Here is a 23,810-nt window from a genome sequence, read left to right as displayed (position 1 = left end):
CCCTCCCTTGCCGTCATTTCTTAAGGACGGCCTCCATATCTGTAAGAAGCCGTCCCCATAAGAAAATAATTTTTATTACTTTAACTGGTCTTCCGTGTAATATCCGGAAGTAATTAGCATATCTTTATAGTTATCAACCGTTACAACCACCGGGTCGCACAGATAGGTAGGGATAATTCCGGTTCCGTTGTCATAAGATTTGGTATCATTGATCTCTGCTTCTCCGCCCTGCATAACAGAATCCACCATTTTTACCACCTGGGACGCAAGGGTACGGGTATCCTTAAAGATACTCATGGCCTGTTTACCCTGAAGCATGTTCTTTACATTGGCGATATCACAGTCCTGCCCGGTAATGATTGGATATTTTCCGGTATAGGAAGAAGCCAGGGCATTCTCCACTCCAAGAGCGGTGGAGTCGTTGGAGCAGAGGACTGCGTCCAATACAGTTCCGTCAGAATAGTTACCTGCAATAATGGTATCCATACGGTTCTGAGATTTTTCAGAATCCCAGTTAGCAGTTGCTACCTGCTCAAATGCAGTCTGACCAGATTTTACAACAAGCTTGCCGCTGTCAATATACTTTTTAAGGACATCCATGGCTCCGCCAAAGAAGAAGTTACAGTTATTATCAGCCGGATCACCGGTAAACAGCTCAATATTCTTAGGTTCAGTCCCATTCTCAAGGTCAAGAGCCTCTACTAAATACTCTCCCTGCTTTTGGCCGACTTTATAGTTATCAAAGGTTGCATAATAGGTGACTGCATCCGAGTTCATGATCAGACGGTCGTAGGAAATGACCGGAATTCCCATGGCTTTGGCCTGGCTTAAAGGCTCGCCTAAAGAGCTTCCGTCAATAGAGGCAACGACAAGAATCTGGCATCCATTAGAAATCATGTTTTCCACCTGGGATACCTGGGTCTGGACATCATTGCTTGCATACTGTAAATCCACCTTATATCCGGCGTCTTCCAGTTCCTTCTTCATATTTGTTCCATCCTGGTTCCACCGCTGCAGATCCTTGGTGGGCATGGCAACTCCGACTAAGGTCCCCTTCCCCTTTGCTTCTTTGGTTTCCTCTGCCTTGGTCTCATCCGCCTTGGCGGCTTCTGTGGTGGCTGCCGCAGTTGTCTGGGTCTCTTTGTTCTCCGGCGCAGAACCTGCAGAACTGGAACAACCGGAAAGCATTCCTGCCGTTAAGGCAAGGGCCATTGCCGCTGCTAAAAATTTTCGTTTCATGTTTTCTCTTCCTCCTCCAATATTTATTTTGCTGACAGGTTTATCTTATCACGGACAGGACTGGACTTGTTTGTGAACCAATAGCACAGATTTATCCTGTTAAAAAAGCCCTGAACGGTCAGGACTTTTTCACGGCAAGAAAATGCTACTGCTGTTTTACATTCAAATATACAGCTTACAGCTGCCAAAGCATGTGGCGGCGGGGATGGATGAAACTAAGACTTAAGGTTGCAATTTTTTTAGGCATCTTGTTAAAATTGTATTGGTAACCGTTTCTCTTATATATATCTCAGACAGGCATTTTATCTCTCATTGAAAAGATATGGTGGTTAAATGGAAATCAGAAGATTATCTTATTTTGTTTCAGTTGTAAAACATAAGAATTTTACAAAAGCTGCCCAGGAACACCACATGGTGCAAACAGCAATGAGCCGGCAGATTGCAGCCATCGAAGAAGAACTGGGAGTTGTTTTATTAAAACGCAATAACAGAACTGTTTTGCTTACACCTGCCGGGGAAGTTTTTTTACAGCAAAGCTTTAAAGGTTATAGAACTGTACAACGAGATGATTTTTCAAACCCAAAAGACGGCTAAGCTCCATCCCAAGGTATTGGAAATTGGCTTTGGCCATTATGAACATATTATAATAGCGCAGGTAGTTTCTGAGTTTAAGGCCCTTTATCCTGATATTGATGTTCTGGTTGCCAAGCATAGCTATAGTGACCTTATAACATACTTACAGGCCGGAAAATTAGATATAGTCTTTACGCTTCCCTTTAGTCCCGCTTTTGTATCACTGGATGAGACCATGGTAAAGCAGGTTTTTCCTTCTACGATGTATATCATTGCAAATAAAAAGCATCCCCTTGCCCAGTTTGATACCATATCAGCAGATTCACTGAATGAATGTACATTAATTACTTTAAGTGAAGATTCAGGACCTTGCTCTCTGGAGGTTTTAAGACAATTTACGATGACGCCGGCCTTAACATTAAAAATTTCATTAATGCCAATAGCCTGGAATCCCAGATATTAATGGTAGAATCCGGGCTGGGTGTGGCATTCTTACCGAGTATTTGCATCAAGCATTTAACACCGAATGTGAAAGCCATTAATTTAAAGGATTTTGATCCCGGGAATTTTGTCGCCATGTACCAGAAATCCAATGAAAATCCTTTTATAAAAATTTTTCTTCAATTGGCTTCTTTAAAAGACAGTTAGCAAATGGATAAGGAAAAAGGGATATTGCCTGACTAACCTGGGTTAGTTTTGCAATATCCCTTTCCATTATTTTGCTTTTTTATTCTTCCGGTTTTTTAGTCAGGGCTACGCCCACACACAGAAACAATCCCCCCATACAACTGAACAGCCAACAATCATCATAGTCAATGCAAATGGATTCATAGTAATTTCCCCTTGTCAAATGAATTATTAATCTATAAGTTATTCAAGAGCAGCCTGCCATGGGCGTTTACAGAATACAATGGCAACACCGATCATGAGTACAACTGTTCCCCAGCCAAACACAACATTTGATATCAGTGTAACAGAGTCCATACCAAACATCTTCATAATACCGGACACAAAATTTGTAATAACTGTAATTCCCAACAATATGGGGGTAAAGTATTTTAGTAAGTAATCCCACCATTTACCGACCTTGAAGTCAGAATATTGGTTTGCATCTTCTCTGAGTTTCTCTGTACCATAAATATAACTGATTGCAACAACTTCCACCAGGCCAAGAGTGGCGATCACATAGTTTGCCACGTAAGAATCCACAAGGTCCAGAATATAGTTAAAGCCGCAGTATGTAGCAAAGGTTGCACTTCCGATAAAACCGGCGATGGATATGATGTTGGTTAATTTTTTTACGTGAAATCTTAAATTTATCCAAGGCTGAGGTATTGAATGCCTCAAGCATAGAAATGCTGGAGGAAATACCGGCAATAAATAAGCAGAAGAAAAATAAAAATCCCAAAATGCCCTGAACCACAATATTGGACGACATGGTTGAAATTGCGATGGGAAATGCGATAAAAGCAACTCCGGCTCCGGTTCCAAAGGAATCAAAAGAAACTCCCTGCTTATTGACCAAAAATCCCAGGGTTGAAAATACGGTAATCCCTGCAATAATATCAAAAGAGCTGTTTGACAGTACGGTAATAAATGAGTTGTTTACGATATCCTGCTCTTCTCCCAGATATGAGCCGTAAGCAATCATAACGCCAACTGCAAGCGTGGTGGAAAAAAACACCTGCGCATAGGCCGCGACCCATATACTGGGATTTAAAATTTTAGAAAAATCCGGTGTAAATAATGCATTTAACCCGATGGCAGCACCCTCCAGCCTCATGGAGTTAATCATAAAAACTATCATCAGAATCATAAGCAGGGGAGTGAATATCTTTGAGGCTTTTTCAATTCCTCCTGAAATTCCCTGCCGGACGATGGCCCAGTTGCAAAACCATACGACAACCACAGCGCCTAACATATAAAGACTGATGCCGCTTGAAAAGTCGAAAGCATTCTGGGCCTGCCCGGTAATAACGCCTAACAGTGGTCCTGGATTGCTCATCCAGTTTACTATGCCGAAAGCATGACCTATACAGTAGATCATAAAGACGACGGATATGGATATGATGGTGCTGTAGAACATCATGACAACGATGGGTACCATAACCTGAACCCAGCCAATAATCTCTAACTTCTTCTTAAGCCTGGCAAATGCCTTTGTGGAACCGCCTCGTATTCTCCGACCATAGGTGTATTCCATGATCATTAAAGGAACGGCACATGTAACAATCGCTACAAAGTATGGAAGAAAAAAATGCTCCACCTCCATTTTTATAAGCCTGAAACGGAAATCTCCATAAATTACCTAGTCCTACTGCAGCCCCAATTGCTGCAAATAAAAAGCCTGTTCTGCTATTCCATTGATCGCGCATAGTAAAATACCCCCTAATGTCGGATATATTCTTAATATTCGATGGGTTCCAAAGATGCCTGGAAGTGACGTAAAATCGGCGGCTCCCAGGTGATGCGGTATCCCCGCTTGATTTCGGACGCTCTTTCCTTGATTGCGATTAATGCATCAGCCATAATGTCAATATGTGCCTGTGTATAAACGCGGCGCGGAATCGCAAATCGTGTGAATTCAAACTCAGAATGAAGCTGCTCCCCGGTATCAGGATCGTTGCCCAGCATAAAGGAGCCTATGTCACAGGTACGGATTCCAGCTTCTTTGTAAAGCTCAATTGCAAGCACCTGTGCAGGGAATTCATTATACGGGATGTGGGGGAAAAATGCTGCTGCATCCACAAAGACTCCATGACCGCCCACCGGTGATTGGTAAGCGATTCCTGCATCATCTAATTTAGCTGCCAGGTATTCCATCTGGCCGATGCGGTATCTTAAAAAGTTTTCGTCGATTCCTTCGTAAAGCCCAATTGCCAGGGCTTCCAGATCACGTCCGGAAAGTCCTCCATAAGTAAAGAATCCTTCGTATGAAATGCAGTTGGCTTTTATTTTTAATATAATTGGTGAATTCCCATCCTTTACTCCAATCAGACCACCGATGTTTACAATTGTATCCTTTTTTGCGGACATTGTAAACATATCACCATAGCTGAATATTTTCCTGACAATTTCCTTTATGGACATATTTTTGCATTCTTCTTCCCGCTGTTTTAAGAAAAAGGCATTTTCAGCATATCTGGCGGCATCAATATTAAGAGGAATATTATACTTTTTACAGATTTCTGATACCTCTCTCATGTTTGCCATGGATACCGGCTGGCCTCCTGCTGAATTGTTCGTAATGGTCATTACAACAAGACCAACATTTTCAGCCCCCAGTTCATTGATTAGTTTCTCAAGTTTAACAACATCCATATTTCCTTTAAAAGGAGCTCTTACAGAAGGATTTTTCGCTTCCTCTACCACACAGTCAATGGCTCTGGCCCCAGCCAGCTCTACATGGGCTCTTGTTGTATCAAAAAACATATTGGAAATGGCAAATTTACCTTTGGAAAGGAAAATAGGAAAAAGCACCTTTTCGCCGGCACGGCCCTGGTGAACCGGTTGTATAAAATCATAACCGAATATGTCTTTGCCTGCATCAAATAATTTATAGTAACTGGCTGAACCGGCGTATGCTTCATCGCCTCTCATAACGCCTGCCCATTGGCCATCACTCATAGCATTGGTTCCGCTATCGGTTAAAAGGTCAATATAGACATCTTCGCCCTTTAGGCTAAATAAATTAAACTTAGCTTCTTTGATTTTTTTCGATGCGCTCCTCTTGAGTTAACATTTTAATTCGCTCCACCATTTTAATCCTGAACGGTTCTGGAATATACTTTACAGCCATGTTTTTCTCTCTCCTTTTATTTTTTTATGTATATTTTAAATATAATCTTATTTTAATATGATTTGATTCTTTTGTAAAATGACTAAAAAAAAGTGGCATCACAACAATTTTATTATGATATATAACCAAAACGATAATACCCGTAATAAAAAAAGCCCTGAATGTTCAGGACTTTTTTCATGCAAAAAACTCTACTGCTGTTTCACATTCAGGTATACGTCTTCCTTTCCATGGAATCCTCCCTGAATGATGACGGAATCCATATTTTCCCGGGTCACTGCCAAGGGCCTTAACTCCAGGCTTGGTACATCATAGGTTCCATCGTCAATGTTTTTTTTCAATTCCTTCCAAAAGCTCCCCTTTGCCAAGCTTCACTGCGTATTCCGCTGCGATTCTTGCCTCTTCCTCTATGGATTTAAAGGCCGTCATATTCTGGGTTCCTTCCACGATCCTCTGACAGGCCATCAGATCCCCATCCTGGCCTACCAGACAGACTGTTCCTGCCATTCTGTCCTCAGATAAGGCGCGGAAAACCTGGGTCGCCAGATCATCATTGCCGCACATGATCCCCTTCACATCCGGATGCATTTCCAGCGCTTCCTTGGCATAGTCAAAGGCATGCTCTGAAAGCCAGCCTTCACAGTTGCTTTTGTAAACCACCTCCAGATTTTTTTCCCTGTATTACGGATTCAAAGCCCTCCCGGATCATTGCTACATTATGATCTGATTCAGGGCCCTGGATCATGAATATCTTGCCTCCATCAGGTATGTCTCTTACCAGGCTTTCCGCCATAAGTATTCCGACCTCCCTGTTATCAAAGGATATGTACATATCACAGTCCGCATTCTGGATCAGCCGGTCATAGCTCAAGGTCTTAATCCCGGCCTCCTTTGCCTTTTTCATGACATCGGATAAGGCTTCACAGTCTCCTGCCACCACCACGATCACATCCATCTGCTTTTTTTATGAAATACTTGATCTGCTCGATCTGCTCGTTCACATCCCCATTGGCATTTTGCACATTAACCTCTGCCCCCAGTTCCTTTGCGGCTGATACAAAAACATCCCGGTCCCTGATCCACCGCTCGATCACAAAGGAATCAATGCTTAAGCCGATCTGAAGGGGCCTCTCCCCTGCCTTTACTGAAACCTCAGTCTCTGTCTCTGCCTTGGCATTATTGCACCCCGCCACCAGTAAACAGCAGAGTACCATCACCAGTAACAATCTCCCTCTACCCATTTTCATAGTGCTTACCTCTCCCTATACTCGCTTGGCGTCATCCCTTCATACTTTTTGAATATCCGGCTGAAATAATTGGGATCACTGTAGCCGGACATGATACACACCTCCTTGATACTGTATCTGGAATCCTCCAGAAAACGCCTGGCATTCTTAATCCTGGTTCTGGTTACATATTCTATGAAATTCTCTCCCACCTCCTGCTTGAATAATTTACTGAAATAATAAGACTTATGTCAACCATTCTGGAAACATCATCAAGGGAAAGCTCCCTGGCGTAATTCTCGTCAATATAACTTTTGACCCTGGAAACCACATTTTCATATTGCTTTTCCCTGGAAGTGCTGATGTTTTCGCATACCTCCCTTGTCTTATTTAAGAACCAGCGCCTAAGCGCTTCGGTATCAGCTGCTTCCTTTAGTTCCTCCAAATAGTTTTCCCGGTAACGGAAGCCATAGCGGACACTCCCTGCCATAAAAGCCCGTCTCTCAAGCCTCATGACCAGCTCCAGTATCTTTATTTCAATATTAGACCTGACATTTCCGTCATGAGCCAGCATCCAGTCAAAGAATTCACCTGCGCAGGCCAGGGTGCCTTCCCGGTCCGCCTTCATCCCCCTTTGAAGGTACTGGTTTTCTAAGTCCAGAGGATATTCCCCGTCATAATCAGACACTGCTGGGAGGTCCGTGATATGCACCACATGGCTGTCACTTTCCCGCAGATTTTAAGGCTTCTTTATAGGAGTCCCGGATCCCTTCCAAAGGCTTTACGGCTCCGATCCCTCCCCTGCATTTAATGTCCGTGGTGCTTTCCAGCTTATGAATCATATTCCGGGTCCTTGTAATGATTTCCACCCGTTCCTCATACCGGACCTTTTCACGTTCAAAGGAAAGGAAGAGCACCAGCCGGTTTCCCATGGCAGGACCCATAACACAGTCAAAATAATCCTTTACGATCTCTCTGACCATGGAATAATACTTGTTTACCTTGACGCTGACTCCTATGGCATTGGTCATGGTCCCTTCTTCAATGCTGTCCCCGAATTCCAGGACAAGCATAAAGCCATAAGGATTTTTTATGTCCAGCATTTCAATATATCCGTTCCCCGAAAGCTCCAGGTCATCCTGGAGCACATTGTAGATGAACCCGCTCTCGATCATGGGAATTACGATCTCAAGCTTTTCCCTGATCTTTAAGTCATCGCTCAGCTTCTGCCTTGCCTCTTCTACCTGATGCATGGCCTTTACGCATACATCCAGTATCTTTTTTTTATTGACCGGCTTCGTAATAAACTCCATGACCCTAAGTTCACCGCCTCCTGGGCATAAGAAAATTTATCATAGGCTGTTATGATAATGAATACAACCGAAGAATTGAATTTGCGCACCTCCCTGATTGCCTGAATCCCGTTTAATCCAGGCATCTGGATATCCACAAATGCAATATCCGGCCGGAAGGAACCGGCCTGCTCAACCACCGCTCTCCCTGTCTTGACACAGGCGATCTCACAATCGCTGCCGAAGTTGGACTTTATAATATGACTGATGGATTCCAGCATGATTCCCTCATCATCAGCTACCAGTATGCGAAACATGTACATCTCCCCCTCTTTTTGGAATCCTTAATACCACAGTGGTTCCTTTATCTTTCCCCTCGCTGAACATATGAAAAATACCGCCGGCATTATAATAAAGCTCCAGCCGGGTAATAACATTGTGAATGCCGATCCCGGTAGATACCGCTCCCTCTGCAGCCTGGCCTCCGGCGCAGATCCTGTCAAGGGCTTCCTTTTCCATTCCGGCCCCGTTGTCCTGATGCGGATCTCTATATTCTCCTCCTGGTTCTCCACGGTCAGATAAATTTCTCCCGGCCGCTCAATATTCCGGATTCCATGGTTCACCGCATTCTCCACCAGGGGCTGCAAAATCATGCTTGGAATGGAAAAATCCATTGCCTCCTCATCAATCCTGGACTGGTAGCGGATATCCCCTGCAAAACGGACATTTAATATATAAACGTAGTTCTCAGCTGCCTCCACCTCTTCACGTATGGTGGCATCCCTTGAACCCTTTTTCACATTATAACGGAAAAAGTCAGCCATTTTTTTCCATAAATACCGAGGTCTTCTCTGCATCCTCCATCATGGCCAGCTGAACCCCTGCGTTTAAGGAATTAAAAAGAAAGTGGGGGTTGATCTGAGACTGGAGATATTTTAACTGGGCTTCTTTTAAATGGTTTTCCATTAAAAGCTCCCGTTCCTTCATCTCCTGCTCTTTTTCCGCGCTCTCTTTAATTTTATTCACATACTCGTCCAGACTGTCCACCATCTGATTAAATGTTCCGGTCACAATCCCCAGCTCATCCCCTGTTCCCATAGACGGTACCTTTACGTGGAAATTGCCCTGTCCCACCAGCTTTGCCGTATGGGCCAGATTGGTAAGAGGGGTGACGATATCCTTCGTCATCATCATCATGACTGTCAGGCTTATGACCATCACGATCATTAAAATCACAGTACTTATGACCTCCAGATATTGAAGGGCAGCCTGCAGGGTCTGGTAGCTGGCAGAATTATTTTTAAACTGCCGGCTGTTTAAGACGGAAATGTCACGGTTGATGAACCGATAGAGCTTTAGGGCTGATTCGTAAGAGCTTTTGTATTTTTCCACATTCTGCCCGCGCTTTGCCTGTACGGTCTCATCTGTAACAGCCAGATAGCTGTCCGACATGTTGCGGATGTTTTTTTCCAGGATCTGAATCTGATTATCAGTTACAGTAACATTAAGCCCCTCTAGCAGCTTCCTGTAATCCTGTTCTGCCCGGTAATAATCGGTCAAGGATTCGGAATCCTTTACCTGCAAATATTTGTACATGAAATTCTGCACATCGGAAAGAACCTCCGACAGCTCATTGAGGTTCACATTGCTTATGTATACAGAATTCATACGTTCTACCATCTGGTTGATCTGGGCGTAAATGAATAAATTGCTTGCAAACAGCGTGACTGCCGTCACCGCAATTTCTAAAAACAGCTTGCGGGCAATCGGCAGGTTTTCCCAAAGGTGTTCCCATTTATTTTTCATGGCCGCTCCCCTGATTACTTAGGAAATCTGACGCATTTTCCTTTGTTACAAACTGTAAGTCCACACTGTAAAAGGAATTGGTCCTCCCATCGTGTATGGACTCGGTAAGGGCCTGTACGCTGAATTTTCCCATTTGCCTGGTGTCAATGTAAAGAGTCATGGCCATGGTCCCTTTTCTCACCGCCTCCAAGGCTGCCCTTGATTTATAGTAGCCGATGACCTGGGTCTTGCCTACACTGTTATAATCGATGACCGCCTGATACACTGCCTCCGTATCCACCTCATCCATGCAGACAATGATGTCCGCAGGACCCTGGGGATTCTGGAATAAGCTGCGCACTATTTCCTCAGCTTCAAATGCCCGGCCGGATGGGATCTTGATCTCTTCCACCTTAATACGGTTTGCAGTTTCTTTTGAAGTGACCATCCGGTTATTGATCTGATTAAAAATCTGGGACTGGTTGCTGTCAATGGAATTGTCATGAAGGAGCATCATCACTCTGGCCTTCCGGGAATCCCGGGGTAAAATCTTTAAAATCTGATTTCCGTACTCCTGTCCCAGCTCATAGGAATTGATTCCAACGTAGCTTTTCCGGTCCGTGGCAGGTGCATCATTTAATATGGTGACCACAGGAATTCCTTTTGCAGCCGCTTCATTGATCCGTTCCTCCAGCTTATCCTCTCCCGTAAATTCCAGCAGGATCCCGTCTACCTTTGCCGCTATGCTCATATCCATAAAATCCACGGCAGTATATTTTGACGACTGGTTCCTTCCCTTAAGCTCTACATAAGCATCGTGTAAGGCGGCTTCTTTCCTTACACTTTCATACACGTCATTCCAGAACTGGGAATCCAGGTTATCGATGATCATGACATAATGATACCGGTAGGTCCTGGTATTTTCCGCATGTTCAACTCCGATCTTTTTTTAATACATATCCGTAAAAGGAGGTGGTCAAAAGCGTAAGAAACACGATACTGAACAATCCTCCCAGAACCAGCAGCAGCAGGCTTTTCTTTCTGTTATCCATGGTTATCCCCTTTTTCATATGGCACTATCATCATTATACTAAATCGTTAAGAAAAAAATAAACGGAAAACAGTCCGTTTTTTTACCGGACTGACAGAAAGGTTGTAGCATATGGCTGATAATTTAAAATATTTAAAAATAGTTCTTGCAAATCATTTTTAATGGACCTATTCTTTATATTAAGGATATCCTTTATAACCTAAAGGAGGAAATTATATGAATCAAGAAAAAAATGAAAGAGCTTGAAAAGACGATAAACAGTGACTATCATAATATCGCAGGCATTGTTGTACAAAAAAATGGCATAAAGCTATATGAAAACTACTTTAATGGATATACCGCCCATAACGCCCTTCATATATATTCGGTGACAAAGAGCGTTTTTTTCCGCATTAATTGGTATCGCCATTGATAAAGGCCATATCAAAAGTGTGGATCAGAAGGTATTGGACTTTTTCCCGGATTACATTGTTAAAACAGGTGAAAAAAACAATACAGGGCGTTACGCTTAAAAATTTGCTTACCATGACGGCCTCATATAAATATGAGTCTGAGCCATACGAGGAGTTTTTCGCAAGCGATAACTGGGTAAAAGCCGCCCTTGACTTATTGGGAGGCGAGAAACCTACAGGAAAATTTATGTATTCTGCCATCATAGGAACCCACATCCTGTCTGGCATTCTTGTAAAAGCCACGGGTCAGCCGGTGCTTGATTTCGCTATGGAATATTTATTCACGCCACTGGGAATCAATGTTCCCCGCAATGTGGTGCTGGGTAATAAAGAGGAGCATATCGCCGCTATGAATGATAAAACACCAGTGGCTGGGTTGTTGACCCCCAAGGGATAAACACGGCAAGCTGGGGACTTTTCCTGACACCTGGGGATATGGCAAAAATAGGTCAATTATACCTAAATGGCGGAATATGGGAAAATAAACAAATTATACCGGAAAAGTGGATAGAAACAAGCACAAAGGAGCACATCAGGCTGGACCGGCTGTCTTATGGCTACCTGTGGTGGATTATTAATGATAAAGAGCATATCTACGGGGCCTTGGGAGACGGTGGAAATGTAATTTACGTCAATACAAAGAAAAAAAATGGTGGTTTCTATCGCTTCCCTATTTATGCCGGACCCTAAGGACAGGATAGGGTTTATTATGGAGCACATTGAACCAATATTTGAGGATTGAGTATGATGGATCCCCATTTGCCGCATGATAAATTGGCCCATTCCGTAATATCCATATAATACAAAAATAGGCTCAAAGCATATCTTGGGCCTATTTCTTTGCATATTTATGGAGTATATAAAAGCACTGGATATTTATGACCACTATACAGTGCTCTTATCTCATCATGAATTTTTTTGCAGCAGGAGTGCCGGCTTTTTACCGGACTGCTTTTCTCATTGTTTTATCTTTTTTTTCCAATATTCCCTGTTCATGGTAAAGCTTAAGACCAGCCCCGTTGGCAGGCTGCGGTACCGCTTTCCCATAAGATATCCCATGTATTTAAAACCGCTTTTTACAATCACTCCGGGAACAAGCCATGGCTTCCCTTCCTTTACAAGCCAGGCACAGGTCTTTTTCACAAGACGGATTCCCTCACCTTCCGAGCGGATTCCCTCAAACACCTCCGGGTGGTCCGCCTGGGATACCGCCAGGTCAAAATTCCGCTTAAACTGGGCTATACAGCCGTAATTGTGGGAATGGTACACTTTTGCCCCGGCTGCGTAGCAACCGCCCGCCCCCGGTGTCTTACCGCATTTCCCGCATAAATCATGTCCTCATTAAAAATAGTCCGCCTGATAAATCCGCCTGTCTCCAAAAATGCCGCCCGGTCATAGGCGCAGCAGACGTTAGAGGCAAAAAAAAGGTCTTGATTCCCAGCTCCTTTAGATCCCTGCCTGTTTTTACCCTGCTTTGCTCCGGGTAATTAAAGGAACGGGTATACTGCTCTGCCAGGGCGCAGTCAGGATTCGGCAGCTGCCTTCCATAGGCCATGACCACCTTTTCCCCGTCCTTACCAGTCTGGTCAAGACCCTTTACCAGCGCTCCTATTAAATTCCCATCAGCCGGAACTGCGTCATCAGTCATAAATACCATAATATCCGCCTCAGAGTAACCGGCTCCCTGGTTCCTGGTGCCGCCATGGTCAAATTCTTCTTTTGTCACATGATGTACTTCCAGATTGGGAACCCAGCCATATTCCTCTTCCCTCCAATAAGACCGTTCCGTGTTCATGACGATGATCCGCCGGATGGGGTATGACTGTTCTCCCAGCCGTCTCAGCAAAAGCTTTAGCTTCTCATCCGGCTTATATACGGGAATGATCACATCAACGGTCTTTTCCTGCCTTTTTTTCTTCCATTGCAAATTCCTACCTTCCAGTTAAATACTCCGCAAGCAACCGCGGAGCCTTCACCCCTGCGGACAGCCGCCAAGGTCAGGCGGGCTTGACTTTGGTTAATTGCCTTCCCGGGAATCAATAGCGCAGACACGCCGTGGAACAGATGCGTATCAGGGCATAAATGCTCACAAAGCATTCCAGATACCATGCGCTTTTCCTTAAATCCAGGTTTATTACCAGGCGTTTGTCAAATAACACCAGCAGCACAAGGGGAAGCAGAGGAATAAAATACCGTCCCTGTACGCCTGTAATATAGGTAAGCTCCCTTGCGTCCAGCCTAAAAGCATGGAAGCCAGAACCAGGCAGGTGCTTAAAAACACCAGAAAAACCATCCAAAGCTTCTGTCCGCCTGACAAGGGGGCCTCTTCCCCTTCCCTCCTTATCGCACTGACAAAGAGCACATACCACAGGATCGAGAGGCAGAACGGAGGCACCGTCAGGTTAGGATCCAAATTGCCCAGAAATCCTCCCAGCATGGTAGTCAGGTAATAATCAAACTGAGTCACAAGGGTCTCATAATATACCTGAAAAATACGATAGGGGTGCTCCCACACATCTTTAAGCGTATACCCTGCCGCTTCACTCCAACCCACATAGCTTTCTGTAGTAGTCGCCCACGCAGAAAGGACCAGACGGTTTACCAGAAACACTGCAACAATGACAGCGGTTATGACGCCTATGACAGAGATCCAGTAATCCTTTTTGGACTTAAATTTGGAAGAGGGAATAAACAGGCAGATCCCGGCTACCGGCAGATAAACGATTTTTCCAGGTTCCAGAAGAATCAGCAAAAGGGCCAGAAGAACCGTATCCTTTCCGGTCACCTTCTCCTTCTCAAAGGCCAGATAAAAACACCAGGCCAGAAACAGCATGGACAGACCGATAAAAGCCGCATCATAAGAAAAGGAAGCTGCCAGATGAAGGGTCATGGGAAGGCACGATACCGCCATGAGCAGTTCTTTTTTAAAGGGCATGATCCTGACAGCCAGGGCCGTCATACCTGCAAAAGCCAGAAGATTGAACAGCCTGCCAAGATATACCAAAGGAATGTATCCCAAATGGAGCAGTCTGGCAAGGCAGATCCCAAGGGTCTGGGGAAGGTAAACAACCGGCGTGGTATTCACTGGTATTTCATAGCGGACCGTCATACCCTGGCTCTTATCAAGGGAAAACATCTCCTTAAGTACCAGGTTGTATGTGGTACGCCCCACACTGGTATAAAGCCCGGCCACATCATCGCCACTCCGCACCAGAACATTGGCCCCACGGCTAATCCTCTCTTTCTCCTCCTCTGTTGCATGGGAAAGAAAGGTATCATCTGCCACCGCCGGTTTTCCCATAAGCTGGCTGGAGAGCCGGTAAGCACTGGTAAAATGAGCCGCCTCATCAGGCGTTGAAAAGGGAGTCAGAACCAGCATATAAAACAGGCCCAGAATCACCACTGTCCCAGGAAACAAAAAAAAGGTTGGAGTCTTAATTATCCACAAGGCCGCTCCCAGGCAAGCCAGAAATCCACAGCCAAACACGATCAGCCACCAGTAAAAGCGGCGGACTGCCTCAAATTCCGGTGATGGAATCCCCACAATGGTTTCCTCATAGGTTTTTATAAAAAGAAAGGCAAGAAAGAAAATGCTTCCCGCCGTAAGCAGCAATCCCTTTTTATTCAGAATGAGCTTCACGATGGCCTTCCTCCTTCTCCCTGTCCTCTTCCCGGTCCAGGGCAAGCATCTGGATCAGTTCCGTCATTCTCCGCTCCAGCTGGGATATTTTCACAGACTGGAAGAAAACCTTTACCAGCAGAATGAAAATCATGAAGGTAAAGATAAAGTTAGCGGTGGAATAGGTCCCAACCATCCGGGATATGAAATCAGCCAATGGAGGGAATAAGCTGAACACCACCAGAAGCAAGGCAAACAACACCCAGAAGATAGAATCCTCTATCTTCATCTTGGAATGGCGTATTCTTCTAAGTACATAAAATGTAAGCAATATGGAAACGCATATCAGTACGCATCGAAGCAAAACTGTCATGTTACGTTCTCCCTTCCTTTATCTCCTGTCCCTGATACGGATGCTCTGTACCAGCAGTATGGAAAACAGCATCTTTCCCATATACCGGGCCGCATTGACCGGATTCAAATAGCTCTCACCCAGAATCCGTTCATCCATGATTACAGGAATTTCCGCGACCTTTGCCCCCTGGCTGATCAAATAGGAGATCGTATCCGGTTCCGGGCCGTAATTTAAGCCATCAGCAAATTCCTTGATCATCTTCCTGCTAAACATGCGCATCCCGGAGGTAGGATCACTGACCTTTACTCCTGTGGTAAACCAGATGGAGCCGCTTAAGAGCCTGCTTCCAAGCATCCGCATGGAATGAGGCTTTTTCCCCGTCACAAACCTGGAGCCGATAACAATATCATACCCTTCATCCATCTTCTCTTTCATGGGAAGGATATATTCCGGACGGTGCTGCCCGTCCCCGTCAAACTGTATGGCATACCGGTAGCCCCGCCTGTGGGCGTACTTAAGACCGGTCTGGAATGCTCCGGCAAGCCCCAGATTCATGGGCAGGTCAATGATCTTCCAGCCATGCTTTCTGCAGATATCTGCCGTGTGATCGGTGGAACCGTCATTGATGATCACATAATCAAACATAGGATAGTTGGTGATCACTTCTCCTACCACGCGTTCAATATTTAAAGCCTCATTGTATGCAGGTATCACTACCAGTACCTTATCCATCATTTCTTCCGCTCCAGCCTCCCTCTCTCCTCTGTAATTAAGACACGGACCGCCTGTCCCATAAAGCAAAGCATAAGAATCAGCATTTCCAGCATATAGGAGAAAGCTCCTCCATTGATCCCTCCCGTTCCAACCAGCCAGAAGGAGAGAAAGAAGGAAAGGACGCTGACCGGCACATAGCCGAAAAAGATCCGCTTCTGCTGCTTCATGATGACAAGCACATAATAAAACAGATTCATAACCGCAAAGAAACCGCCGCCCAGCACGATAAATAGAAGCCCGGATTTGTAGGGTTTAAGTTCCACATTGGAAATTGCTCCAAGCACTGGAACGCCAAGCACCCAGCACCTGCCAGGGCAATCACCGTAAGAAGGAATATAATACCGGAAAGCTTTTTTTTAAGCCAGACTTGAATTCCTTAAAATTCCTTTCCTCCCACTGATAAGACATACTGGTCAAAAAGGGACGTATCACAAAGTTGGCCGCCAGATTGATGACCGAGGTCGGCATAAAAATTGCCACAAAAACAGCGTTGTCCGTAGCAGTCATCCGGGCATCCACCGCATATTTTGCCATGGCAAAAATGAGCCCGTCCAAAAAAAACGGACAAAAACAGCAAAAATCCATCCTGCAAAAGCCGCCACTGCCTGCCGGGTGTCCTGGTAAACACAATTCCAGGCACACGCTTTGCCGCTCTTTTATCAAACAGCAAAATTCCCGCTCCCTGAGACAAAACCGCAACCACACAGGAAAATATAAGCTCCTTTGTTACAGCCAGGGTTCCTAAAAAGCAGAACACGGAAAGCAGGGTGCGGAAAGCCATGGCCTGTCCTGTAAGGTACAGCCGTCCATTTCTCTGAAATTCCGATTCATATACATCTGCAAACCCGTCAAGCACCTTATACAGCACCATCAAAAATACCACCAGTGCCTTTTGAGCCGTATAGCCTGCCGACGGGGACAGGGTGTTAAAAATAATATAACCCATTCCAAAAAGGACAGCCATGGAGCAGGTAACCAGCCGGGCCAGACGGTATTCGGAAAACGTATAGCTTTTGCTTGTATCCGTGCTCTGCAAAGGCCTCATGCCAAAATAGGCTACCAAAAACATCTGCTGCCCAAAGGTACTGAAGGCAAAACCAAAGATTCCTCCCTGTTCCGTTCCTATGAGATGGTTGACAAGGGCCGTAAGGACCATGCTGGAACCGGCATAAACCAGGCTTCCGATCATATTCCAGGCCACATTTTTTTCGTTCCATTTATTTTCCCCTTAATTACCAACAGTATTTGGCATAATGGTATCCCAACCGGGTACTTCCTCACAATGTCCCTTTATTCTACAATATCCGGCCTGAAAAGTAAACTTAAAACCACCCTGCCTACTGTTTTATGATTCCTGAAATGCGGCACAGGTACAAAAAAAGCCTCCAGCCGGAACAGCCAGGAAAGCCCTGCATAAACAGCGACTCCCACAAGAATCTGGACAATCAGGGTTAAAAGGGTTCCTTCTATTACATACTGCATTCCGTATGAAATGAGGCACATCACCGCTGACAGAAGAAGAGAAGGAAGCACATCCTTCCACTGTTCAAAAAAGCTGTAGTTTAAAAGCTTTTATTGGGATACGCATTGATAAAGGTGCAGATAAAATCGGTCACTGCCCTTAAAGCCACCATGGTGTATATCCCAAAAGGGATGCTGATGAGAAGAGCGGCCATGCCGATCGCCTTCTTTATTATTTCCAGTTTGAGGAATACCTCACTTTTCCCCATGGCATTAATGGCCTGCAAATTTGCCACATGAAGGGGCCAGGTCCCATAGCTACGCACAGCATCCGGAGCATGGGCACACAGGGTAAATACCTGTCCGTCAAAAGCAGCTTTACCATAGGCTCTGCCACGGCGATCAAGCCGGCCATCATGGGGAACACCAGGTAAGAGCTGGTGACTATGGACCTTCTCACCATGCGTTTCAACCTCTCCTTGTCCTCCTGGCTGGCCGAAAAAGCCGGAAGCATGACCGACTGGATAGCCGCCCCAAGATTCCCCGCAATCAGGGCAGGAAACTGGTTTCCTCTTGAGTATTGCCCCATCATGGCGGAATTATATAATTTCCCGATGACTAGCCCGTAAACATTATTAAATACCGTATCAATAAGGCCGGAACAAAGTATTTTCCAGCCATAGGAAAACAATTCTCCCGCCTTTTTAACGGAAAACAGGAGCCTTGGCCTCCATTTTACCAGAATTGTCAGCATGATCATTAAGAAAAAGCTGTAAAAAAACTGCTGCATGGCAAGGGCCCATAGCCCCCGCCCCCTGGCTGCCAGAAAAACGCCGATGATACCGGAGCAAAGAGCGGCAAAAAGGCTTGCAAGGCAAAGCTTCCGAAACTCCATATTCCTGGCGACCACTGCAGACTGCACAGAGGTAAAGGCACCAAAAACAGGGTCACAGCAAGGACCCGGAGCACAGGAGTAAAAACAGGCTGTCCGTAAAAGGACGCTATGGCCGGAGCCGAGAAAAAGAGGATTACATATAAAACAAAAGCAATGGCCCAGCTGATATAAAATGCAGAGGAATAATCGACCTCATCCACCGTCCGTTTCTGGATCAGGGAGGTATTAACACCGCTTTGAACAAACACATTTCCAATGGTAATGAATATCATGATGAGCATGACTTCTCCGGACTCTGCCGGCGTCAGCATCCTGGCCAGCAGAACCGATACAAGGAACTGAATACCCTGGGTGCCCCCGTTTTCCATCACTTTCCAGAACAGGCCGGAAAGGACTTTATTTTTCATATTTTCCTGGTACATACTGGCTTTTCTCCTTGCTTTACCAATTTACATTTCCGCCTTATTGTACTATATTCCCCAATAATTGTAAATCGTCTATAGCATTTTAGACCTGATTGTGTTAGAGTATAAGGGAATATACTTTTTATTTATAAGAATTCAGGAGGTTATATATTATGCGTAAACTGACACGCAGCCTGATGGTACTCTGCCTTACGGCTGCTCTTGTTTCCGGACAGGCTTCCCTTGCATGGCAGAAGAAGCATATGGACCGGGATTTAAGAATGGTGTCCCCATCAGTCAGAGCGAAGGGCAGTCCGAGTCTGAGGCCCAGACCCAGACAGACGCCCAGACACAGGGGGGCGTAACGAAGGAAGAAGCAGAAACCGCTTTGGCAAATGCCGGCATAGACATTGGAAAAGAAGGGGAAGGCAGCGGCGAGGATGGTGTGGTGGATGAAGCCACCAGAGCAGCCCAGGAAGCTTTAAAGGCCAATTTCCCGCGTCTCCAGACTACCGTTATGATCGGTGACAGCAACTGGTCACAGCCTTTTGTAAACGATGCATGGATCACAAATAACGGACAGGGCTTTCACGGATTATCTACCTTCCTTACAAACATTGTAGGAAACGTGCTTTACCGGACCTATACTTCCAGCACCGGCTGGTCTCCATGGGTCTTAAACGGGCAGCAGACTACCAATATGCCAATGACATAAACATCGAAGCAGTACAGATGCGGTTTTCCGGTTATGTGAATAACCAGTTCGACCTCTACTACACCGCTCAGCTGGAAGATGGAACCACGATGGACTGGGCCAAGAACGGGACCACCACAGGAACCATGGGAACCGGCCACTACATAACAGGGTTGAGAATGGCCTTTTACGCCAAGAATTCTCAATTCCCCTATTCCACGGATAAGCCTTTGGTTTCCGCTGTCCCAGACGGAATGCGGCAGATTGACGGCGGTCTCCGTTACTTTAACGGCGACGGTACATCCTTTACCGGCTGGGCATGGGCAGGCAATGAGCGCTACTATTTCCAGGATTCCTATCCGGTGACCGGCTGGCAGTATCTTGACGGCTACAAATATTATTTCGATGAATCTGGAAGAATGCTCTCTGACTTAGAGCCTGTTATTGGTGCAAAGGGACCGTTCCTCATCAGCATCAACAAGACCATGAACTGCATGACCATCTTCGCCAAAGATGGAAACAACGGCTTTATTATTCCGTTAAAATCCTTTTTGACCTCCACTGGACCGGATACCCCTCTTGGAACATTCCAGACTCCGGAAAAATACCGCTGGAGAGATATGAACCACGGAATCTTTACCCAGTACGCAACCCGTATCTGGAAGGGCTTCTTAATTCATTCCATTCTATACAGCAAACCCAATAATATGACGCTGGATCCGATGACTTATAATTATATGAGCATTGCTCAGTCAGCCGGCTGCGTCCGTCTCCTCTCTGGAGACGCCAAATGGGTATATGACCATTGCGCTCTTGGAACCACCGTTACGATTTACGAATCACCGGTTCCGGGACCATATGAGAGACCGGCCATTGAACAGATCATACCTGATACCCAGACCTGGGATCCTACTGATCCCAATATTGCAAGATAACCTGGAGCAGGCAGCTTTATAACGATATAACGCATGGGCAGGAACCGGATTTACCGGATCCTGCCCATGTTTTTTGCTTTCTTACCCTTTCTTTCCAAGGAATATCTTCCTTAACAGCCCGTAAGCTCCCGGAGCCCGGTATTCGGCCTGAATAAAAAACCTGGTTCTTGGCGTCAATTCCTTATAATATTTACGGTATTCCGGATTCATGATCTCCGTAAACTGCCTGGTATTGACCATGGTATGATAATAAGTCCGTTTTGCCGCGCTGTCCGCTGCTTCTCTTAAACTGCCCTCTGTTGCAGCGTTAAATTCCTCGTACACCTGTTTCATCCGTTCCCAGTAAATCTTTTGTTTGCTGGCGTAATTCCCGCTTTTGCCATCCATGGTCCAGGAGCCTGCTACTCCCACCCGGTAGGCGCTCATGGGTTCATCCATGTAATAGCCATACCCTTTTGCAGCCGCCATCATCTGCAGGGGAGTGTCTCCCACCGGACAATCCACATAGTAATCCGGAAGCTCCTTTATAAGGCGGGAGGGAAATGCCATGGAGGACATGGCATAACCGGAAGGCTTATCCACGATCTCCTCAGGCGTGATCACCCGATTCCCCCGGTAAGGACGCATCTGTCTTTCCGTCAGAGCCCTTCCCACCAGTTCGATTTTAGCACTGTGTATGCAAAGGGTGCAGTCCGGATGGGACTCCATGTAATCCACCTGCTTTTGCATCTTATCCGGTGAAGTCCAGTAATCGTCTCCGTCGCACATGAAAATGTATTTTCCTCTGGCCCGCGGGAAATTAAACGCTCCGCTGATATTGTCGATTCCCTGAGAGTACTGGTTCTCTGTCTGTATGAGGGGCCTCACCTTACCCGGGTATTTTGATTCATATTCTCTTAAAATATCCCCGGTTCCATCGGTAGACGCGTCATCATGAACCAGAATTTCAAATTCAAAATCTGTCTTTTGCATGAGAAAGCTGTCCAGGGCCTGCCTGATATAAGCTTTATGGTTAAAGGTCACGCAGTTAATGCTGGCCATTATTTTTGATTCAGAACTGCCGCTCATTCCTCTTCGCCCTTTCCTGTATCTGCTTTTGTGATAAAAGGGGCGTTTTCTGCCCCGTCCATCCGATTATGGCAAGTGCTTTTTACTTCCCATAATATATTCCTCATACTTTCTTGCAATATACATGCCCGTGATTTCCTTTGACGGTTCAATGGCCTCTCCTGTAAAGCATCTTAAATGATTGGTAACACAGTCATATCCTGCCAGACAGGAAAACTCTACGCCGCCGGAAAAGCGGGGATTGCATTCCAGCATATGATACGATCCGTCCTCTGCCTGAATAAACTCAAAGTTTACGCAGCCGTTGATGCCAAGGGCATTGGCTATTTCCCTGCACGAGGCTTCCAGAATGGGATCTATAAACACAAGGACCGAGGTTCCTGCTCCATTAGGGGTCCGCAATAGCTCCTTCCGGCACACGGCTGTGCTCTCTCCTGTTTCCGCCTGCCTTACCACATCCACGGTAACGATGTTCCCCTGATAAAAGGCTGTACGATCAGCCTTCAGAGTCTCCGCATTCCAAAAATCCTTTCATCTCGTCAAGAGAATGAATGTAGCGAAGCCCCTGACTGCTCCTTCCGTCAAAGGCTTGATAACCGCCGGATAGGAAAGGCACTCCGGATCTGCTTTAGAAAGCTCCAGGGTAGGAATGGGATTGCCAATGCCTTTTTCCGTAAGAAAACGGCAAAGCTTCCTTTTATCTCTGCATAGAAGAAGGGTTTCCTCCGATGACAGACATAATGTCACCGAAGCCAAAGACAGTTCGTCCCTGTGGCGGTTCCACACATCTACCTCCACATCCGTAAGAACGATCAGCATCTTTACTTCTTCCTCCCTGCAGATCTTCAGGATGGAGTCCACATATCTTTTCTCGTCTGTTGCAAGAGGAACCTGGTAAAAGGATGCCACATTCCCGGAATCTGCTATCCATTCTTCCGGATAAATATCACAGCCAACTACCCGGAAGCCGCCCTTTTTTTAAATTTTTTTTATAACAATATCTGCCGAAAATGACCCGATTGCAGTCACCAAAGCTGTATTCATAATTTCCTCCATTGATGCTTCCTTTCTTCTATCTGGCACTTAAAATTACGGCGCAGATGCGGTCAACCTGATCCAGGGAAAGTTCTGCATATAAGGGCAGGGTCAAAACACTGTCCGCCGCCTTTTTTTGCCACAGGAAGGCGTACATCTAAAAACTGCTCCCGGTAGCATTCAAAGTCAGTGATCAGAGGATAAAAATACTTTCTGGCAAAGATGTGATGGGAGGCCAGCAGCTCATATACCTCATTCCTTGTTAAGGAAAAGCCGTCAAAAGCAACAGGAAAATACGCATAATTCTGGCGGATCCCTTCTTTTGGGTCTATCAGGCGGATACCCGGAATCCCCGTTAAATGCTCCCGGTACCGTTCTGCCACAAGCCTGCGCTTTTCAATGTTATCATTCACATGGCGAAGGTTGCAGATACCCATAGCTGCCTGAAACTCATTCATTTTAGCATTGCCGCCGATGTACTCCACGGTTTCCTTTCCGGTGATGCCGAAATTTTTCAAATAATTGAACAAAATCTCCAGAGACGGGTCCTGAAAGGTCACAGCCCCGCCTTCAATGGTGTTATACACCTTTGTGGCATGAAAGCTGAACATGGAAGCGTCACCATAGGTCCCGATGCCTCTCCCATTTACCTCTACGCCAAAAGCATGAGCAGCATCATAAATTACCTTTAAATTATGTTTTTTTCGCAATTTTTTCAATTTTATCTACATCGCAGATATTTCCATAAACATGAACCGGTAAAATGGCGGTTGTCTTTTCCGTAATCAGTTCTTCGATCTTATCCGGATCAATGGTATAATCCTCTTCGCGGATATCGCAGAACACCGGAGTTAAGTTATTTCTTACAATGGCATGGGTGGTGGAAGCAAAAGAAAACGGGGTGGTGATCACCTCGCCGGACAGATTCATGGCCTGCAGCGCCATTTCGAGAGCCATATGCCCGTTGACAAACAAAAGAAGCTTCTGTACCTTTAAGTACTCCTTTAACTGCTCCATTAGTTTTTCATGAAATTCCCCCATATTAGTCATCCAGGCTGTTTCCCAGATCGGCCGTATCTCTTCTATAAATTCTTCATAGGAAGGCATGGAAGCCCTCGTCACTAATATATCCTCTTTATTGTCCATGCGTTAT

30 protein-coding genes and 4 pseudogenes are annotated in these 23,810 nt (G+C 45.5%); 6 read left to right on the top strand and 28 right to left on the bottom strand.

Features of this window, described 5'->3' with window-relative positions; genetic code table 11:
- Positions 1–75: 75 nt before the first annotated feature.
- On the bottom strand, positions 76–1,239 hold the full coding sequence (chvE, locus tag JCM10519_RS07095) for a multiple monosaccharide ABC transporter substrate-binding protein (RefSeq protein WP_054738391.1): 1,164 nt from the start codon (positions 1,237–1,239) through the stop codon (positions 76–78).
- 333 nt (positions 1,240–1,572) lie between these two features.
- Between chvE and JCM10519_RS07090 the strand changes: the two genes are divergently transcribed.
- Both JCM10519_RS07090 and JCM10519_RS07085 read left to right on the top strand, forming a co-directional pair.
- Positions 1,573–1,833 (top strand): LysR family transcriptional regulator, encoded by a 261-nt coding sequence (locus tag JCM10519_RS07090; RefSeq protein WP_054738390.1) that lies wholly within the window; start codon positions 1,573–1,575, stop codon positions 1,831–1,833.
- A 16-nt stretch (positions 1,834–1,849) separates the two neighbouring features.
- Positions 1,850–2,275, top strand: a complete 426-nt coding sequence (locus tag JCM10519_RS07085; protein ID WP_347843412.1) for a LysR family transcriptional regulator substrate-binding protein — start codon at positions 1,850–1,852, stop codon at positions 2,273–2,275.
- 407 nt (positions 2,276–2,682) lie between these two features.
- On the opposite strand, the pseudogene JCM10519_RS07075 reads toward JCM10519_RS07085, so the two are convergent.
- From JCM10519_RS07075 to JCM10519_RS07050, 13 genes and pseudogenes are all read right to left on the bottom strand, one after another.
- Positions 2,683–4,084, bottom strand: a pseudogene (locus tag JCM10519_RS07075) (sodium-dependent transporter).
- A gap of 134 nt (positions 4,085–4,218) precedes the next feature.
- A pseudogene (locus JCM10519_RS07070) lies at positions 4,219–5,611 on the bottom strand (tryptophanase).
- Between the two features lie 191 nt (positions 5,612–5,802).
- Positions 5,803–5,952, bottom strand: coding sequence for a hypothetical protein (locus tag JCM10519_RS27345; RefSeq protein WP_347843411.1), 150 nt, complete (start codon positions 5,950–5,952; stop codon positions 5,803–5,805).
- Positions 5,936–6,271 carry a substrate-binding domain-containing protein gene (locus tag JCM10519_RS27340; RefSeq protein WP_347843410.1) on the bottom strand — a complete coding sequence of 112 codons (336 nt, stop codon included), beginning with the start codon at positions 6,269–6,271 and terminating at the stop codon, positions 5,936–5,938. The genes JCM10519_RS27345 and JCM10519_RS27340 overlap by 17 nt, the downstream gene beginning before the upstream one ends.
- Positions 6,249–6,560, bottom strand: coding sequence for a substrate-binding domain-containing protein (locus tag JCM10519_RS27335; protein ID WP_347843409.1), 312 nt, complete (start codon positions 6,558–6,560; stop codon positions 6,249–6,251). The genes JCM10519_RS27340 and JCM10519_RS27335 overlap by 23 nt, the downstream gene beginning before the upstream one ends.
- A complete protein-coding gene (locus JCM10519_RS27330; RefSeq protein ID WP_347843408.1) occupies positions 6,532–6,858 on the bottom strand; it encodes a hypothetical protein in 327 nt (108 codons plus the stop codon). Before JCM10519_RS27330 ends, JCM10519_RS27335 begins: the two co-directional genes overlap by 29 nt.
- Positions 6,859–6,863: 5 nt before the next feature.
- On the bottom strand, positions 6,864–7,049 hold the full coding sequence (locus JCM10519_RS27325) for a helix-turn-helix domain-containing protein (RefSeq protein WP_347843407.1): 186 nt from the start codon (positions 7,047–7,049) through the stop codon (positions 6,864–6,866).
- Positions 7,031–7,552 (bottom strand): hypothetical protein, encoded by a 522-nt coding sequence (locus tag JCM10519_RS27320; RefSeq protein WP_347843406.1) that lies wholly within the window; start codon positions 7,550–7,552, stop codon positions 7,031–7,033. The genes JCM10519_RS27325 and JCM10519_RS27320 overlap by 19 nt, the downstream gene beginning before the upstream one ends.
- A gap of 7 nt (positions 7,553–7,559) precedes the next feature.
- Positions 7,560–8,150 (bottom strand): hypothetical protein, encoded by a 591-nt coding sequence (locus JCM10519_RS27315; RefSeq protein WP_347843405.1) that lies wholly within the window; start codon positions 8,148–8,150, stop codon positions 7,560–7,562.
- Positions 8,096–8,446 (bottom strand): response regulator, encoded by a 351-nt coding sequence (locus JCM10519_RS27310; RefSeq protein ID WP_347843404.1) that lies wholly within the window; start codon positions 8,444–8,446, stop codon positions 8,096–8,098. Before JCM10519_RS27310 ends, JCM10519_RS27315 begins: the two co-directional genes overlap by 55 nt.
- Before the next feature lie 27 nt (positions 8,447–8,473).
- Positions 8,474–8,986, bottom strand: coding sequence for a histidine kinase (locus JCM10519_RS27305; RefSeq protein ID WP_347843403.1), 513 nt, complete (start codon positions 8,984–8,986; stop codon positions 8,474–8,476).
- Positions 8,946–9,935, bottom strand: a complete 990-nt coding sequence (locus JCM10519_RS07055) for a HAMP domain-containing protein (protein WP_347843402.1) — start codon at positions 9,933–9,935, stop codon at positions 8,946–8,948. The genes JCM10519_RS27305 and JCM10519_RS07055 overlap by 41 nt, the downstream gene beginning before the upstream one ends.
- Entirely contained in the window at positions 9,925–10,806 is an 882-nt protein-coding gene (locus JCM10519_RS07050; protein WP_347843401.1) for a substrate-binding domain-containing protein, read from the bottom strand. Before JCM10519_RS07050 ends, JCM10519_RS07055 begins: the two co-directional genes overlap by 11 nt.
- A 588-nt stretch (positions 10,807–11,394) precedes the next feature.
- Here JCM10519_RS07050 and JCM10519_RS27300 point away from each other — a divergent pair.
- A complete protein-coding gene (locus JCM10519_RS27300; protein ID WP_347843400.1) occupies positions 11,395–11,814 on the top strand; it encodes a serine hydrolase domain-containing protein in 420 nt (139 codons plus the stop codon).
- A gap of 38 nt (positions 11,815–11,852) precedes the next feature.
- Positions 11,853–12,107: a hypothetical protein gene (locus JCM10519_RS27295; protein ID WP_347843399.1), complete on the top strand. Its 255-nt coding sequence runs from the start codon at positions 11,853–11,855 to the stop codon at positions 12,105–12,107.
- Positions 12,108–12,374: 267 nt separating this feature from the next.
- On the opposite strand, the gene JCM10519_RS27290 is transcribed toward JCM10519_RS27295, so the two are convergent.
- The 10 genes and pseudogenes from JCM10519_RS27290 to JCM10519_RS07015 all read right to left on the bottom strand — a co-directional run bounded on the left by JCM10519_RS27290 (position 12,375) and on the right by JCM10519_RS07015 (position 18,928).
- Positions 12,375–12,686: a hypothetical protein gene (locus JCM10519_RS27290; RefSeq protein ID WP_347843398.1), complete on the bottom strand. Its 312-nt coding sequence runs from the start codon at positions 12,684–12,686 to the stop codon at positions 12,375–12,377.
- A gap of 61 nt (positions 12,687–12,747) precedes the next feature.
- On the bottom strand, positions 12,748–13,344 hold the full coding sequence (locus tag JCM10519_RS27285; protein WP_347843397.1) for a glycosyltransferase family A protein: 597 nt from the start codon (positions 13,342–13,344) through the stop codon (positions 12,748–12,750).
- A gap of 207 nt (positions 13,345–13,551) precedes the next feature.
- Positions 13,552–15,057 (bottom strand): DUF2142 domain-containing protein, encoded by a 1,506-nt coding sequence (locus JCM10519_RS07035; protein WP_347843396.1) that lies wholly within the window; start codon positions 15,055–15,057, stop codon positions 13,552–13,554.
- Entirely contained in the window at positions 15,038–15,409 is a 372-nt protein-coding gene (locus JCM10519_RS07030) for a DUF2304 family protein (RefSeq protein WP_054738387.1), read from the bottom strand. Before JCM10519_RS07030 ends, JCM10519_RS07035 begins: the two co-directional genes overlap by 20 nt.
- An 18-nt stretch (positions 15,410–15,427) precedes the next feature.
- Positions 15,428–16,123, bottom strand: coding sequence for a glycosyltransferase (locus JCM10519_RS07025; RefSeq protein WP_054738464.1), 696 nt, complete (start codon positions 16,121–16,123; stop codon positions 15,428–15,430).
- Positions 16,123–16,464 (bottom strand): hypothetical protein, encoded by a 342-nt coding sequence (locus tag JCM10519_RS27280; RefSeq protein ID WP_347843395.1) that lies wholly within the window; start codon positions 16,462–16,464, stop codon positions 16,123–16,125. The genes JCM10519_RS07025 and JCM10519_RS27280 overlap by 1 nt, the downstream gene beginning before the upstream one ends.
- 77 nt (positions 16,465–16,541) lie before the next feature.
- Positions 16,542–17,366 carry a hypothetical protein gene (locus JCM10519_RS07020; protein ID WP_347843394.1) on the bottom strand — a complete coding sequence of 275 codons (825 nt, stop codon included), beginning with the start codon at positions 17,364–17,366 and terminating at the stop codon, positions 16,542–16,544.
- 89 nt (positions 17,367–17,455) lie between these two features.
- Positions 17,456–17,698: a hypothetical protein gene (locus tag JCM10519_RS27275; RefSeq protein WP_347843393.1), complete on the bottom strand. Its 243-nt coding sequence runs from the start codon at positions 17,696–17,698 to the stop codon at positions 17,456–17,458.
- 29 nt (positions 17,699–17,727) lie between these two features.
- Positions 17,728–17,895, bottom strand: coding sequence for a hypothetical protein (locus tag JCM10519_RS27270; protein ID WP_347843392.1), 168 nt, complete (start codon positions 17,893–17,895; stop codon positions 17,728–17,730).
- Positions 17,859–18,928, bottom strand: a pseudogene (locus JCM10519_RS07015) (lipopolysaccharide biosynthesis protein). The gene JCM10519_RS27270 and the pseudogene JCM10519_RS07015 overlap by 37 nt, the downstream one beginning before the upstream one ends.
- Before the next feature lie 244 nt (positions 18,929–19,172).
- On the opposite strand from JCM10519_RS07015, the gene JCM10519_RS27265 reads away from it, so the two are divergent.
- Positions 19,173–19,640, top strand: coding sequence for a hypothetical protein (locus tag JCM10519_RS27265; protein ID WP_347843391.1), 468 nt, complete (start codon positions 19,173–19,175; stop codon positions 19,638–19,640).
- On the top strand, positions 19,595–20,554 hold the full coding sequence (locus JCM10519_RS07010) for a L,D-transpeptidase family protein (protein ID WP_347843390.1): 960 nt from the start codon (positions 19,595–19,597) through the stop codon (positions 20,552–20,554). Before JCM10519_RS27265 ends, JCM10519_RS07010 begins: the two co-directional genes overlap by 46 nt.
- Before the next feature lie 81 nt (positions 20,555–20,635).
- Here the strand turns inward: JCM10519_RS07010 and JCM10519_RS07005 are convergent, their stop codons facing one another.
- The 4 genes and pseudogenes from JCM10519_RS07005 to JCM10519_RS06995 all read right to left on the bottom strand — a co-directional run bounded on the left by JCM10519_RS07005 (position 20,636) and on the right by JCM10519_RS06995 (position 23,803).
- Positions 20,636–21,622 carry a glycosyltransferase gene (locus JCM10519_RS07005; RefSeq protein WP_054738386.1) on the bottom strand — a complete coding sequence of 329 codons (987 nt, stop codon included), beginning with the start codon at positions 21,620–21,622 and terminating at the stop codon, positions 20,636–20,638.
- A 66-nt stretch (positions 21,623–21,688) separates the two neighbouring features.
- Entirely contained in the window at positions 21,689–22,093 is a 405-nt protein-coding gene (locus JCM10519_RS27260; RefSeq protein ID WP_347843486.1) for an ATP-grasp domain-containing protein, read from the bottom strand.
- Between the two features lie 60 nt (positions 22,094–22,153).
- The gene (locus JCM10519_RS27255; protein WP_347843389.1) at positions 22,154–22,531 is read right to left on the bottom strand and encodes a hypothetical protein; all 378 of its coding nucleotides are present in this window, start codon (positions 22,529–22,531) and stop codon (positions 22,154–22,156) included.
- 163 nt (positions 22,532–22,694) lie between these two features.
- A pseudogene (locus tag JCM10519_RS06995) lies at positions 22,695–23,803 on the bottom strand (DegT/DnrJ/EryC1/StrS family aminotransferase).
- Positions 23,804–23,810: the final 7 nt, after the last annotated feature.

The sequence above is a fragment of the Clostridium sp. NkU-1 genome, from assembly GCA_001312405.1.
This window is presented reverse-complemented; position numbering and strand designations above follow the sequence as displayed.